Annotated in this window: 12 protein-coding genes; 7 read left to right on the top strand and 5 right to left on the bottom strand. The window is 69.2% G+C overall.

The annotated features are described in order from the left end of the window. Window positions 1-8 precede the first annotated feature (8 nt). Window positions 9-434, bottom strand: a complete 426-nt coding sequence (locus ACTWLI_RS04165; RefSeq protein ID WP_445155417.1) for a CoA-binding protein — start codon at window positions 432-434, stop codon at window positions 9-11. Between the two features lie 339 nt (window positions 435-773). Between ACTWLI_RS04165 and ACTWLI_RS04170 the strand changes: the two genes are divergently transcribed. The 7 genes from ACTWLI_RS04170 to ACTWLI_RS04200 all read left to right on the top strand — a co-directional run bounded on the left by ACTWLI_RS04170 (window position 774) and on the right by ACTWLI_RS04200 (window position 8,821). Further along, window positions 774-1,634 (top strand): ABC transporter ATP-binding protein, encoded by an 861-nt coding sequence (locus tag ACTWLI_RS04170; protein WP_445155418.1) that lies wholly within the window; start codon window positions 774-776, stop codon window positions 1,632-1,634. A 147-nt stretch (window positions 1,635-1,781) separates the two neighbouring features. Next, window positions 1,782-2,843 (top strand): aliphatic sulfonate ABC transporter substrate-binding protein, encoded by a 1,062-nt coding sequence (locus ACTWLI_RS04175; protein ID WP_445155419.1) that lies wholly within the window; start codon window positions 1,782-1,784, stop codon window positions 2,841-2,843. After that, window positions 2,843-3,754 (top strand): ABC transporter permease, encoded by a 912-nt coding sequence (locus ACTWLI_RS04180; RefSeq protein WP_445155420.1) that lies wholly within the window; start codon window positions 2,843-2,845, stop codon window positions 3,752-3,754. Before ACTWLI_RS04175 ends, ACTWLI_RS04180 begins: the two co-directional genes overlap by 1 nt. Beyond that, the gene (gene acs, locus ACTWLI_RS04185) at window positions 3,745-5,784 is read left to right on the top strand and encodes an acetate--CoA ligase (protein WP_445155421.1); all 2,040 of its coding nucleotides are present in this window, start codon (window positions 3,745-3,747) and stop codon (window positions 5,782-5,784) included. The genes ACTWLI_RS04180 and acs overlap by 10 nt, the downstream gene beginning before the upstream one ends. 9 nt (window positions 5,785-5,793) lie before the next feature. Further along, window positions 5,794-6,987, top strand: a complete 1,194-nt coding sequence (gene sfnG, locus ACTWLI_RS04190) for a dimethylsulfone monooxygenase SfnG (protein ID WP_445155422.1) — start codon at window positions 5,794-5,796, stop codon at window positions 6,985-6,987. Next, window positions 6,987-8,327 carry an O-acetylhomoserine aminocarboxypropyltransferase/cysteine synthase family protein gene (locus tag ACTWLI_RS04195; RefSeq protein ID WP_445155423.1) on the top strand — a complete coding sequence of 447 codons (1,341 nt, stop codon included), beginning with the start codon at window positions 6,987-6,989 and terminating at the stop codon, window positions 8,325-8,327. Before sfnG ends, ACTWLI_RS04195 begins: the two co-directional genes overlap by 1 nt. Beyond that, complete coding sequence (locus ACTWLI_RS04200; RefSeq protein ID WP_445155424.1) at window positions 8,324-8,821, top strand: CoA-binding protein; 498 nt, start codon at window positions 8,324-8,326, stop codon at window positions 8,819-8,821. Before ACTWLI_RS04195 ends, ACTWLI_RS04200 begins: the two co-directional genes overlap by 4 nt. 90 nt (window positions 8,822-8,911) lie before the next feature. Here ACTWLI_RS04200 and ACTWLI_RS04205 read toward each other — a convergent pair whose 3' ends face one another. From ACTWLI_RS04205 to ACTWLI_RS04220, 4 genes are all read right to left on the bottom strand, one after another. Further along, the gene (locus ACTWLI_RS04205; protein WP_445155425.1) at window positions 8,912-9,637 is read right to left on the bottom strand and encodes a hypothetical protein; all 726 of its coding nucleotides are present in this window, start codon (window positions 9,635-9,637) and stop codon (window positions 8,912-8,914) included. Further along, window positions 9,634-10,182 (bottom strand): RNA polymerase sigma factor, encoded by a 549-nt coding sequence (locus tag ACTWLI_RS04210; protein WP_445155426.1) that lies wholly within the window; start codon window positions 10,180-10,182, stop codon window positions 9,634-9,636. Before ACTWLI_RS04210 ends, ACTWLI_RS04205 begins: the two co-directional genes overlap by 4 nt. Window positions 10,183-10,270: 88 nt before the next feature. Then, the gene (locus tag ACTWLI_RS04215; RefSeq protein ID WP_445155427.1) at window positions 10,271-10,780 is read right to left on the bottom strand and encodes a hypothetical protein; all 510 of its coding nucleotides are present in this window, start codon (window positions 10,778-10,780) and stop codon (window positions 10,271-10,273) included. A gap of 366 nt (window positions 10,781-11,146) precedes the next feature. Then, window positions 11,147-12,436, bottom strand: coding sequence for an adenylosuccinate synthase (locus ACTWLI_RS04220; RefSeq protein WP_445155428.1), 1,290 nt, complete (start codon window positions 12,434-12,436; stop codon window positions 11,147-11,149). Window positions 12,437-12,535: the final 99 nt, after the last annotated feature.

Consider the following 12,535-nt stretch of genomic DNA (forward strand, 5'->3'; position numbering starts at 1 on the left):
GCGGTCGGTCAGAGCCCGAGCCGCGGCGCTTCCTGAGCGGGGCAGGCGTTCATGACCACGTCCAGTCCGGCAGCCTTCGCCCGCGCGGCGGCTGCCTCGTCGATCACGCCCAGCTGAAGCCAGACGGCCTTCGCGCCGGCGGCGATGGCCTGGTCCACCACCGGGCCGACCTTGTGGGAATTCACGAAGCAGTCGACGACGTCGAGCGGGTGCTTGGACGCCGGAATGTCTGCCAGCTTCGTGTACCCGGTCTCGCCGTGGACGGAGTCCCCGGGCAGGTTGACCGGGATGATCTCCATGCCGAGCCGGTCGCGGATGTAGAGGGACGTGTCGTAGGCGGCGCGCCATTCGTTGGTGGTCAGGCCGACGACGGCCCACCGACCTTTGGTACGCAGGAGCCGTTCAATGACTTCGGGATCGTTGACGTGCGTCATGTGCACAGCCTACGTGCCGCCGCCGCGGGCCCGGGCCCCGCCCTGGGGCCGATGCAGCACTGCCGAACATTCGGATGGCAGACCGGGCAGCGGGGGCGACGTGTCCGAATATTACGCGTCGGATTTGGGCGAATCCGGCGTTTCGGTTTTAGTGGGTAGTGACCATCCCGAGCGGCTGAGAGACCTGGATCGATGAAGCCGCAGCAACCCTGGTCGTCGGATCTCCTCCCGGGAGACCGCCGATAGCAAGGCAGCGAGCCACGGGAACGGCCGGATTGACCACCCGGACCGGAGGCTCGTTCCGTAGGGTGCTACTGCCAGGACCGATGGAGTAACCCTATGACTGCTGTCCTGTCCAAAGCGCCCCGGGCCACGGCGGATTCGTCCGCCGCCGCCCATTCCTCCGCCCTGCCGGTGTCCTTCCGCGGCCTGCGCCGCACGTTCGGTGCCGGGGCCGAAGCCCACACCGTCCTGCGCGACGTGAGCTTCGACGTCCGCGCCGGCGAGGTCCTGGCCATCCTCGGCGCCTCCGGTTGCGGCAAATCCACCCTGCTCCGGGCCGCCGCGGGCCTGGACGCGCCGAGCGCCGGAAGCGTCCACATCGACGGTTCGGACGTCCGGGGCGTGGACCCGCGCTGCGCCTTCGCCTTCCAGGAACCGCGCCTGCTGCCGTGGCACACCCTGCAGGCCAACATCGCCATCGGGCTGCCGCCCGGGCTCAGCGCCCGTGACGGCAAAGCCAAGGTTGCCCGGCTCCTGGACCTCGTCGGCCTGCAGGACTTCGCCAAGCACCGGCCGCGCGAGGTCTCCGGCGGCATGGCCCAGCGCGCCTCCCTGGCCCGCGCCCTGGCCCGCAACCCCGGCGTGCTGCTGCTCGACGAGCCCTTCGGGGCACTCGATGCCCTGACCCGGATCAAGATGCAGGATCTGCTGCTGGAGGTCCACCGGGCGGAGCCGACGACCGTCCTGCTGGTGACCCACGACGTCGACGAGGCGCTCCAGCTGGCCGACCGGATCATCGTCCTCGGCAAAGAGACCTCCCCGGAACCCGGCGCACCGAAGGGCGCCACTGCCGTCGCGGGCGCGACGATCGTGCGCAGCGTCGTCGTCCCCGGCGAACGCCCCCGCGACCGGGCCTCGGCCGAGCTGGCCCGAATGCGGGCCTCGCTGCTGGCCAGCCTCGGCGTCGACGGACACTAGCCCTCCCCGGCAACCCTCCCGCCCCTGCGGGGCTCCGCACACGCCGCTGCGCGGTCGGCACCCGCCGCCCGGCCCGGCCGCTGCGCCCCGACAACCCCGCTCTTCCTGATCATCCGCACCGTTCGCACGTTTCCCAAAGGACCCACCATGCCTTTCGCCCCCACCAATGCCCGCACCACCACCCGCCGTTCGGTTCTCACGGCCGCCGCCGTTTCCGCCGCCCTGGCCCTCACCGGCTGCGTCGCCGGGGAGGGATCGGGCAATCCCGCCGCGGCCGGCACCGCCGGCGCCGCGGGCGGCGCCACCCTGAACATCGACTTCGCCACGTACAACCCGCTGAGCCTCGTGATCAAGAAAAAGGGCTGGCTGGAGACGGCACTGAAGGACCAGGGCGTCACCGTCAAATGGGTCCAGTCCGCCGGGTCCAACAAGGCCAACGAGGCGCTCCGCTCCGGCGCCGTCGACGTCGGATCCACCGCCGGTTCCGCCGCCCTGCTGGCCAAAGCCAACGGCTCGCCGATCAAGACCATCGATATTTTCTCCCAGCCCGAATGGGCCGCCCTGGTCACCAAGCCCGGCTCCGGCATCTCCAAGGTGGCGGATCTGAAGGGCAAGTCCGTGGCCGCGACCAAGGGCACCGACCCGTACTTCTTCCTGCTGCAGTCCCTGTCCGAGGCCGGCCTGTCCGCAAAGGACGTCACGGTCCAGAACCTGCAGCACGCCGACGGCCGCACCGCGCTCGAAAACGGCTCCGTGGACGCCTGGTCCGGCCTGGACCCGATCATGGCCGGAGCGGAGCAGAAGGGCGCCACGCTCTTCTACCGCAACCTCTCCTTCAACACCTACGGTTTCCTCAACGCCACCGAGTCGTTCCTGAAGGACAAGCCGGCGCAGGCCCAGGCCGTCGTCAATGCCTACGAGAAGGCCCGCGCCTGGGCCGCCGCGAACCCGGACGAGACCGCCCGGATCCTGGCCGACGCCGCCGGGCTGGACCTGGCCGTCGCCAAGACGGTGGTGCTGCAGCGCAGCAACCTCGACGTCGACCCGGCACCGGGTGAAGCCCAGCGCAAGGTCCTGGCCAAGATCGGTCCGAGCTTTGTGGAGACCGGGGATGTGGCGAACCAGAAGCAGATCGACGACGCCGTCGCGTCCCTTCTCGATGACTCGCTGGTGAAGAAGGCGGACGCCTCCGCCATCAAGGATTCCTGATGCCCCGCTTCGGAACTTCCTTGCCCACCGGCACCAGTGTTGTGGACGGGCGCGCTGCAGCCGTCCCCGCAACTCCAGCAGGCGCCGCCCGGCCGGACTCGCCCGTTACGGGCGGGCCCGGAACCCCGGCGAACGGATGGTCCCCCGCCGGGATCCTGGCCAACGGCTGGGCGCGCCTGCTCCTTGGACTGATCCTTCCCGCCGCCGTCCTGACGGCCTGGCAGCTGTCCACCGCTGCCGGGCTGTTCAGCGTGGTCCAGCTCCCGCCCCCGGCGATGGTGCTGGATGCCGGGCTCGACCTGATCCAGCGCGGCCAGCTCGGCCAACACATCGCCATCTCCACCCAGCGCGTGCTGATCGGCTTCGCAGCCGGCGCCGCCCTGGGCCTGGTGTTCGGTTCACTTGTGGGCCTGTCCCGGGTGGCCGACGCGCTGCTGGCGCCGACAATCGGGGCCCTGCGCGCCGTCCCGTCCCTGGCCTGGGTGCCCCTGCTGATCCTCTGGATGAAGATCGGTGAGGACTCCAAGGTCACCCTGATCCTGATCGGGGCGTTCTTCCCGGTCTTCACCACCGTCTCCCTGGCCCTGCGCCACGTGGACCGGAACCTCGTGGAAGCCGCCCGCGCCTTCGGGCTCAAGGGCGTGAAACTGCTGACCACGGTCCAGCTCCCGGCCGTCGTGCCTGCAGTCTTCTCCGGACTCCGCCTGGCCCTGGCCCAGGCGTGGCTGTTCCTGGTGGCCGCGGAACTGATCGCCTCCTCGATGGGCCTGGGCTTCCTGCTCACGGACTCGCAGAACAACGGCCGCACGGACCGGCTCCTGCTCGCCATCGTGCTGCTCGCCGTGATCGGCAAAATCACCGATGCCCTGCTGGGCCTGGCGGAAAAGTGGGCGGTGAAACGATGGGCGTGACACTGCCTGAGACCGTGACGCCGGCCCCGCTGAACAATGCCCCGGATACAGAGGCCGAACGCATCGCGTTCTGGGAAGAGGCCGCCCTGCGGCTGGACTGGCAGGACGCGCCGGGCGGATCGTCCGGCGCCGGCAAACCCTGGCACACGGCACACCGCCTCGTTCCGGCGGATCCGCAGGCCGGCGCGGGACCGGAGATCAGCTGGTTCGACGGCGGAAAGCTCAACGTCGCCTACAACTGCGTCGACCGCCATGTAGCGGCGGGACGCGGGGACAAGGTGGCGCTGTACTTCGAGGGCGAACCGGGCGACCGCCGCACCATCACCTACGCGCAGCTGCAGCGCGAGGTCGCCAGGGCCGCCAATGCCCTGCTGGACCTCGGCATCGGCAAGGGCGACCGGGTGGTCATCTACCTGCCCGTGATCCCCGAAACCGTGGTCATCACCCTGGCCGTGGCGCGGATCGGCGCGGTCCACTCGCTGGTGTTCGGCGGGTTCTCCGCCGAGGCGCTGAAGTTCCGGGTCGAGGACACCGGCGCCAAGCTGCTGGTGACCACCGACGGGCAGTTCCGCCGCGGCACCGCGGTCCCGGTGAAGGCCAACGCCGACGCCGCCGTCGCCGGGGACAACGCGGTCGAGCACGTGCTGGTGGTCAACCGCACCACCGCGCCCGAAGACCTGGACAGCGTCCCGATGGCCCCGGGCCGCGACGTGTGGTGGCACGACGCCCTCGGGCGCGCCTCCGACGTCCACGACGCCGAAGCCTTCGACGCCGAGACGCCGCTGTTCATCATGTACACCTCCGGAACCACCGGGAAGCCCAAGGGCCTGGTCCACACCTCCGGCGGCTACCTGACGCAGGCGTCCTGGAGCTTCGAGCACCTCTTCAGCCACCCGGACCCGGCCCGGCGCGAACACGACGTCCACTGGTGCACCGCGGACCTGGCCTGGGTCACCGCCCACACCTACGAGCTCTACGGCCCGCTCTCCAACGGCGCCACCCAGGTGATCTTCGAGGGCACGCCGAACACCCCGCACCCGGGCCGGCACTTCGAAATCATCGAACGGTACCGGGTCACGCAGTACTACACCGCGCCCACCCTGGTCCGGTCGCTGATGGGCTGGTTCCCGGACGGCGTCCCGGCCGACTACGACCTATCCTCCATCCGCCTGCTCGGCACCGTCGGCGAGGCCGTCAACCCCGAGGCCTGGCGCTGGCTCCGGGACAACGTGGGCGCCGGCACCGCCCCCGTGGTGGACACCTGGTGGCAGTCCGAGACCGGCGCCACGATCCTCTCCCCCGCCCCGACCGACACCGCGTTTAAGCCGGGCTGCGCCGCCCGGCCGCTGCCCGGCGTCGGCGCACGCATCGTGGACGAGGCCGGGGCGCCGGTTCCGCCCGGCGTGCAGGGCTTCATCGTGGTGGACGCCCCGGGCCCGGCGATCGCCCGGACCGTGTGGGGGAACCCGCAGCGCTACTACGACTCGTACTGGCGCCAGTACGCGGAGCAGGGCTGGTTCCTCGCCGGCGACGGCGCCAAGTACGACGACGACGGCGACATCTGGATCCTGGGGCGGGTCGACGACACCCTCAACGTCTCCGGGCACCTGCTCTCCACGATCGAGATCGAATCCGCCCTCGTCTCGCACCCGGACGTGGTGGAGGCCGGCGTCTGCCCGGTCGCCGATCCGAAGACCGGCCACGCGATCGTGGCGTTCGTGGTCCCCACCCGCCCCCTACCCTCCCAAGCTCGGGCAGGGAACCCTGCGGGCGTGGGCCCAAATTCATTTGCTGAGGAACTGCGGAACCACGTCGCGAAGGCGATCGGGCCGATCGCGAAGCCGCGCGACGTCGTCGTCGTTCCCGATGTGCCGAAGACCCGCAGCGGCAAGATCATGCGGCGGCTGCTAACGCAGCTGTTCGAGGGCAGCGACCTCGGCGACACCACCTCGCTGCAGAACGAGCCCTCCATCGCCGGCATCCAAACCGTCCTGTGTGAACGCAACACCACCGAAACACCCCAGAAGTAAGGAACCCCCATGACTGACATCAGCAGCGTCGCCCGTCTTTCCGAACCGCTCAAGTTCGCCTACTGGGTCCCCAACGTCTCCGGCGGCCTCGTGGTCTCCACCATCGAACAGCGCACCGGCTGGGACTTCGACTACAACAAGAAGCTGGCCCGGATCGCGGAGGATTCCGGCTTCGAGTACGCCCTGACCCAGACCCGCTACGCCGCCTCCTACGGCGCGGACAAGCAGCACGAGGCGACCTCGTTCAGCCTCGGCCTGCTGGCCGCCACCGAGCGGCTCAAGGTCATCGCGGCCGTCCACCCCGGCATGTGGCACCCCGGCGTGCTGGCGAAGTACCTGATCACCGCGGACCACATCTCCAACGGCCGCGCCGCCGTGAACATCGTCTCCGGCTGGCTCAAGGCGGAGTTCGAAAACTTCGGCCTCGAATGGCTCGAACACGACGAGCGGTACGTCCGCACCGAGGAGTTCATCCGGGTGCTCCGCGGCCTGCTGACCGAGAAGAACTTCAGCCAGTCCGGCAAGTACTACAACATCAACGATTTCACCCTGCAGCCGGCCCCGCTGGACGTTCCCGGCCGGGCGCACCCGGAGATTTTCTTTGGCGGGAACTCCACCGCGGCGCAGGCCACGGCCGGCCGGGTCGCGGACTGGTACTTCTCCAACGGCAAGGACCTCGACGGCTTCAAGGAGAACATCGCCGGCGTCGTCGCCGCGGCTGGCGAAACCAAGCGCGGGACCGAAGGCGCCCTCCCCGCTCCAAGGTTCGGCCTGAACGGCTTCGTCATCGCCCGGGACTCCGAGAAGGAGGCCCGCGAAACCCTCCGCGAGATCGTCGCGAAGGCGCACAAACCCGCCGTCGAAGGGTTCCGCGACGCCGTTCAGGAAGCCGGCGCGTCCACCAAGGACGGCAAGGGCATGTGGGCCGACTCCAGCTTCGAGGACCTGATCCAGTACAACGACGGCTTCAAGACCCAGCTCATCGGCACCCCGGAGCAGATCGCGGAACGGATCGTCGAGTACAAGAAGATCGGCGTGAACCTGCTCCTCACCTGCTACCTGCACTTCCAGGAGGAAGTGGCCGCGTTCGGCAAGGACGTCCTGCCGATCGTGCGCGAACTCGAGGCCGACCTCGCCCGCAAGCACGGCACCGAACTGGACGTGTCCTCCATCCCGGCAACCAAGATTGAGGTAAACGCATAATGGCCGACCGTACCTTCGGGTTCCGCACCCGCGCCCTGCACGCCGGCGGTACCCCCGACGCCGAGCACGGCGCCCGGGCGGTGCCGATCTACCAGACCACCTCGTTCGTGTTCAAGGACACCCAGGACGCGGCCAACCTCTTCGCCCTGCAGAAGTACGGCAACATCTACTCCCGGATCGGCAACCCCACGGTGGCCGCGTTCGAGGAGCGCGTGGCGTCCCTCGACGGCGGCATCGGCGCGGTGGCCACCTCCTCCGGCATGGCCGCGGAGTTCGTCACCTTCGCCGCGCTCACCCAGGCCGGTGACCACCTCGTGGCTTCCTCCCAGCTGTACGGCGGCACCGTGACCCAGCTGGACGTCACGCTGCGCCGCTTCGGGGTGGACACGACCTTCGTGCCCGGCACCAACCCTGCGGACTACGCCGCGGCCATCCGCGAGAACACCAAGGCGATCTTCGTCGAGGTGGTGGCCAACCCGTCCTCGGAGGTCCAGGACCTCGCGGGGCTGGCGAAGGTGGCGCACGACGCCGGCATCCCGCTCGTCGTCGACGCCACCCTGAGCACCCCCTACCTCGTGCGGCCGATCGAGCACGGGGCGGACATCGTGATCCACTCCGCCACCAAGTTCCTGGGCGGGCACGGCACCACCCTCGGCGGCGTCGTCGTCGAAAGCGGCCGCTTCAACTGGGGCAATGGCAAGTTCCCCACCATGACCGAACCGGTGGCCTCCTACGGCAACGTCTCCTGGTGGGGGAACTTCGGCGAGTACGGCTTCCTCACCAAGCTGCGCTGCGAACAGCTGCGCGACATCGGGCCGGCGCTCTCGCCGCAGTCCGCGTTCCAGCTGCTGCAGGGCGTCGAGACGCTCCCGCAGCGCCTCGACGAGCACCTGAAGAACGCCCAGGCCGTGGCCGAATGGCTCGAAGCCGACGAGCGCGTGGCGTACGTGAACTACTCGGGCCTGCCCTCGCACCCGCACTTCGAACGGGCCCGCAAGTACCTGCCGCTGGGACCGGGCTCGGTGTTCTCCTTCGGGGTGAAGGGCGGCCGCGCCGCGGGGCAGAAGTTCATTGAGTCCCTGCAGCTGGCCTCGCACCTGGCCAACGTCGGCGACTCCCGGACCCTCGTCATCCACCCCGGCTCCACCACGCACCAGCAGCTGAGCCCCGAACAGCTCGAATCCGCCGGGGTGCCCGAAGATCTGGTCCGGATCTCGGTGGGACTGGAAGACATCGAGGACATCCTCTGGGACCTGGACCAGGCCCTGGACGCGGCGTCTGAGGAGCCAGCCTCGGAAGAACCGGCCGCAGAAACCTGCACGATCGGAGCACACGCATGAGCAGCGAAGATACCCGCACCTGGACCGGTCCCTCCGCGCCGGAAAGCCTGAACCTGTTGCGCCAGGCCAGGTCGATCGCCATCGTCGGCGCCTCGGACAAGCCGTCCCGGGCCAGCTACTTCGTGGCGACCTACCTGCAGTCCTCGACCCGCTACAAGGTCTACTTCGTGAACCCGGTTGTGAAGGAGATCCTGGGCGAACCGACGTACGCGTCCCTTGCCGACCTGCCGGAGAGCCCGGACATCGTCGATGTCTTCCGCAAGCATGACGACCTGCCCGGTGTGCTCGATGAAGCCATCGCCGCGGGCGCCAAGACGCTGTGGCTGCAGCTGGGCTCCTGGCACGAGGACGTCGCGAAGGAAGCAGAGGCGGCCGGGCTCGACGTCGTCATGGACCGCTGCGTGAAGATCGAGCATGCCCGTTTCCACGGCGGCCTGCACTTGGCCGGCTTCGACACCGGAGTCATCTCCTCGAAACGGCAGGTCCTCGCCTAGGCCGTAGCGGAACCCAGCCAGCCCGCAGTTCATTGTCGTCCGGGGTATCCCAGTGGCAATGAACTGCGGGCTGGCTGGGTTAAAACGGTGTCAGGAGCCTGACGACGTCTTCGGAAGTTCCGGGAGGGCGGGGACCGTAGGGAGCGGGCTGGCCGGGATGCCTCGGCCGTTCTGGCCCGGCAGGCCGGGGATAACCGGACGCTTGTCCGGCGTCGGGAGCACCCCTCCGCGCCCGACAGCCGGGGGTGTCACGGCCGGATGTGTGCCCTCCGGGGCGTGATGCCGCGGCGCCGGAACGGTGGCCAGGGGCGACGGCGGCGCCGGGACGGCAGCGGCGGGGGCGGTTCCGGTCGGCGAGGCTCCGGCCGGGACGGGCACCGGGGCAGCGGGAAGGTCCGCGGGCGCGCTCCCGGCGGGTGCCGCCGGAGCCGGGGCAGGCTTTGCCGGCGTGAAGAGCACGGTAAAGGTGTGGCCCACGTTCTCGCGGAAGTCCGGGCTGGAGGCGGCCACGGCGCCGGCACCCAGGCTCATGGCACCGACGACGGCGCCCCCGATCAGGGCCATCCGGCGTTTGTGGCCGCGGCGGCGGTCGGCCAGACTGACCACGCTGGCGGCAGCCGCCGGAGCCCCGGAGGCGGCCGGCGCGCCGGAGGCCAGCAGCGCGGCGAGGTCGGCCCGGGGTGCGGGCGCCTCGTCCGGGACGAGCGCCTGGAGCCCCTCCAGGGTGCTGCGCAGCTCGGTAGCTGCTTCGAGGCCGGAGTCACGGAGCATCGCCTGGATGCTGCCATCCTGCTGGGTGTTGCGCGTGCCGGTCATGATGCTGCGTGGTCCTTTTCGGTTACCAGTTCGCGCAGGGCACTGAGCCCGCGCCGCTGAAGCTGTTTGATGGCACCGGGGGTCTTGCCCATGATGCCGGCCACCTGTTCGATGGATAGGTCCGCGACGATCCGCAGAACCAGGACTTCCCGTTGCTCCTCGTTGAGCAGGGACAGTGTGTGGGAGAGGCCGCCGAGCGAGCCGAGCGCCTCATCCTCGGCCGAGGCCGAATGCCGGGCGTCGCTCAGCGGGTCATACTCGGCCAGGTGCGGCGTCCGTTCGGAGCGCCTGTGATGGTCGACCAGCCTGGCGTGGGCGACCGAAAAAATGAAAGTCCGTAACCCCTTGTGGCCCCCGGTGACGCCGGCCAGTTTTGGCAGTACATCGACGAAGACGTCCTGGGTCAGCGCCTCGGCGTCGTCCACGCCCTTGGCCCGGAAGTAGCCAAGTACCGCAGGGGAAACCACCGTGTAGACAGCGCTGAAACCGGAGGGGTCGCCAGCCAAGGCGGCTGACAACTCGTCATCGCTCAGCTGGTCTGCCAAGAGGCGTTCCTTCCGTTACTGCTGGGGGTGCGGCCCCCGATAGTCTAGCGGCCGCACCCCGTCACCTCCGAGGGGAGGCGTTCAGTGCTTACTTGTCGAGCTTCGGCAGCTCAACCGACGGCTTGGCCGGAACGGCCGGAACAGCGCGGGTGGCGGCTGCGCCGTCAGCGGAGGGAATGGCCGGGGTGGCCAGGGTCACGCCGGCGTGGGCCTTGGCCTCGGCAGCGCCCTTGGCGTTGGCGGCACCTTCGACGGACGCATCAACGGCTGCACCGTCCTTGTCGGCGGAGACGGAGCCCTTGGCGGCGCCTTCGGCGTCCTCGGTAGCTTCGACGTCGGCGTCGACGTCGCCCTTGGCAGCGCCGTCAACGCTCGGGGCGGCAGGAACGGCGGGAACGGCCGGGGTGGCGGGGACAGCGGGCAGCTCCGTGGCCGGAACGGCGGGAACGGCCGGGGTGGCGGGCGTAGCCTGGTTCACTTCAGCCTGCTGGGTGTTCGAAACCTGTGCCGCGTTGGCCAGGCCGATGCCGGAGAACCCTCCGACCGCCAGAATAGCGGCGCCGACAGCAATCTTGGTGGTCTTGCTAACACTCTTCATGAAAAACGTACATCCTTTGGTTGGTTGAAGGCTGGCCGGCGCCTGATGGGGGCAGGCGCCAGCCTGCACTCGGGTTCCAGTCGGCACCTGATGGGGGCAGGTACCCGTCGGATCCTTCTTTCGAAGCGCGGGGCCTGATGGGGCAGGCACCCGACGTATCTTCCCTGTAAGGCCGTCCGTCCGTAGTGGGGGGACCAGGTCCGGGCGGCGTTTACAAAGGAGTAATCGCCCGGACGTGCCGAAAGGTTACGCGCCCGCCGAAAATTCTTTTTTCTTTTTTCGGGGGGAGTTAAATACGACGGCGGCGGCCCCCTTTCCGGGGGCCGCCGCCTCGTGCGTCCGGGACCGCGCGCCTGCGCGGTACCGCTAGTCGTTGATCAGGTCGTTGACCACGATCGTCTGGTCGCGGTCCGGGCCGACGCCGATCGCGGAGAAGCGGGTGCCGGAAAGCTTCTCCAGGGCCAGCACGTAGTTCCGGGCGTTCTCCGGCAGGTCGTCCAAGGTGCGGGCGCCGGTGATGTCCTCGGTCCATCCCTCGAAGTATTCGAAGATCGGCTTCGCGTGGTGGAACTCGGTCTGCGTCATCGGCATTTCATCGTGCCGGACGCCGTCGACGTCGTAGGCCACGCAGACCGGGATCTGCTCGATACCGGTGAGCACGTCCAGCTTGGTGACGAAGTAGTCGGTGAAGCCGTTCACGCGGGAGGCGTGGCGCGCCAGGACCGCGTCGTACCAGCCGCAGCGGCGCGGCCGGCCGGTGTTGACGCCGAACTCGCCGCCGGTCTTCTGCAGGTAGACGCCCATGTCGTCGAAGAGTTCCGTGGGGAACGGGCCGGCGCCGACGCGGGTGGTGTAGGCCTTGATGATGCCGATCGACCGGGAGATCCGGGTGGGGCCGATGCCGGAGCCGACGGAGGCGCCGCCGGCGGTCGGGTTGGAGGAGGTCACGAACGGGTAGGTGCCGTGGTCGACGTCGAGGAACGTGGCCTGGCCGCCCTCCATGAGGACCACCTTGCCCTCGTCCAGCGCCTTGTTCAGCACGAAGGTGCTGTCGATGACCAGCGGGCGGAGGCGTTCGGCGAACGACAGGAAGTAGTCCACGATCTCGTCCACCTCGATGTCCCGGCGGTTGTAGACCTTGACCAGCAGCTCGTTCTTCTGCCGCAGCGAGCCTTCGACCTTCTGGCGCAGGATGGAGGCGTCAAAGACGTCCTGGACGCGGATGCCGAGGCGGGCCACCTTGTCCATGTAGGCCGGACCGATGCCGCGGCCGGTGGTGCCGATGGCTCGGCTGCCCAGGAACCGTTCGGTGACCTTGTCCAGCACCTGGTGGTAGGGGGCCACGAGGTGGGCGTTGGCCGAGACGCGCAGCCGGGAGGTGTCCGCGCCGCGGGCTTCGAGGCCGTCGATCTCCTGGAACAGGGCTTCGAGGTTCACCACGCAACCGTTGCCGATCACCGGGACAGCGTTCGGGCTCAGGATGCCGGCCGGAAGGAGCTTCAGCTCATACTTCTCACCGCCCACGACGACGGTGTGGCCGGCGTTGTTGCCGCCGTTGGGCTTGACGACGTAGTCGACGCGGCCGCCGAGCAGGTCGGTGGCCTTACCTTTGCCCTCGTCGCCCCACTGGGCTCCGACGATCACGATTGCTGGCATGGGATCCTCCCCCATTCGTTCGGGCCGGACTCCGACTGAGTCACCGGACGTGGTCCGCCGGGTGGTCAACGCAGCTCAGCGCCGTTCATGAGAATGCCC

It is taken from the genome of Arthrobacter sp. Hor0625 (genome assembly GCF_052567525.1).

What these genes read in the sequence shown, in the direction of transcription:
- ACTWLI_RS04165 (WP_445155417.1), bottom strand. Translation starts at nt 434, where the DNA reads ATGACGCACGTCAACGATCCCGAAGTCATTGAACGGCTCCTGCGTACC.
- ACTWLI_RS04170 (WP_445155418.1), top strand. Translation starts at nt 774, where the DNA reads ATGACTGCTGTCCTGTCCAAAGCGCCCCGGGCCACGGCGGATTCGTCC.
- ACTWLI_RS04175 (WP_445155419.1), top strand. Translation starts at nt 1,782, where the DNA reads ATGCCTTTCGCCCCCACCAATGCCCGCACCACCACCCGCCGTTCGGTT.
- ACTWLI_RS04180 (WP_445155420.1), top strand. Translation starts at nt 2,843, where the DNA reads ATGCCCCGCTTCGGAACTTCCTTGCCCACCGGCACCAGTGTTGTGGAC.
- acs (WP_445155421.1), top strand. Translation starts at nt 3,745, where the DNA reads ATGGGCGTGACACTGCCTGAGACCGTGACGCCGGCCCCGCTGAACAAT.
- sfnG (WP_445155422.1), top strand. Translation starts at nt 5,794, where the DNA reads ATGACTGACATCAGCAGCGTCGCCCGTCTTTCCGAACCGCTCAAGTTC.
- ACTWLI_RS04195 (WP_445155423.1), top strand. Translation starts at nt 6,987, where the DNA reads ATGGCCGACCGTACCTTCGGGTTCCGCACCCGCGCCCTGCACGCCGGC.
- ACTWLI_RS04200 (WP_445155424.1), top strand. Translation starts at nt 8,324, where the DNA reads ATGAGCAGCGAAGATACCCGCACCTGGACCGGTCCCTCCGCGCCGGAA.
- ACTWLI_RS04205 (WP_445155425.1), bottom strand. Translation starts at nt 9,637, where the DNA reads ATGACCGGCACGCGCAACACCCAGCAGGATGGCAGCATCCAGGCGATG.
- ACTWLI_RS04215 (WP_445155427.1), bottom strand. Translation starts at nt 10,780, where the DNA reads ATGAAGAGTGTTAGCAAGACCACCAAGATTGCTGTCGGCGCCGCTATT.
- ACTWLI_RS04220 (WP_445155428.1), bottom strand. Translation starts at nt 12,436, where the DNA reads ATGCCAGCAATCGTGATCGTCGGAGCCCAGTGGGGCGACGAGGGCAAA.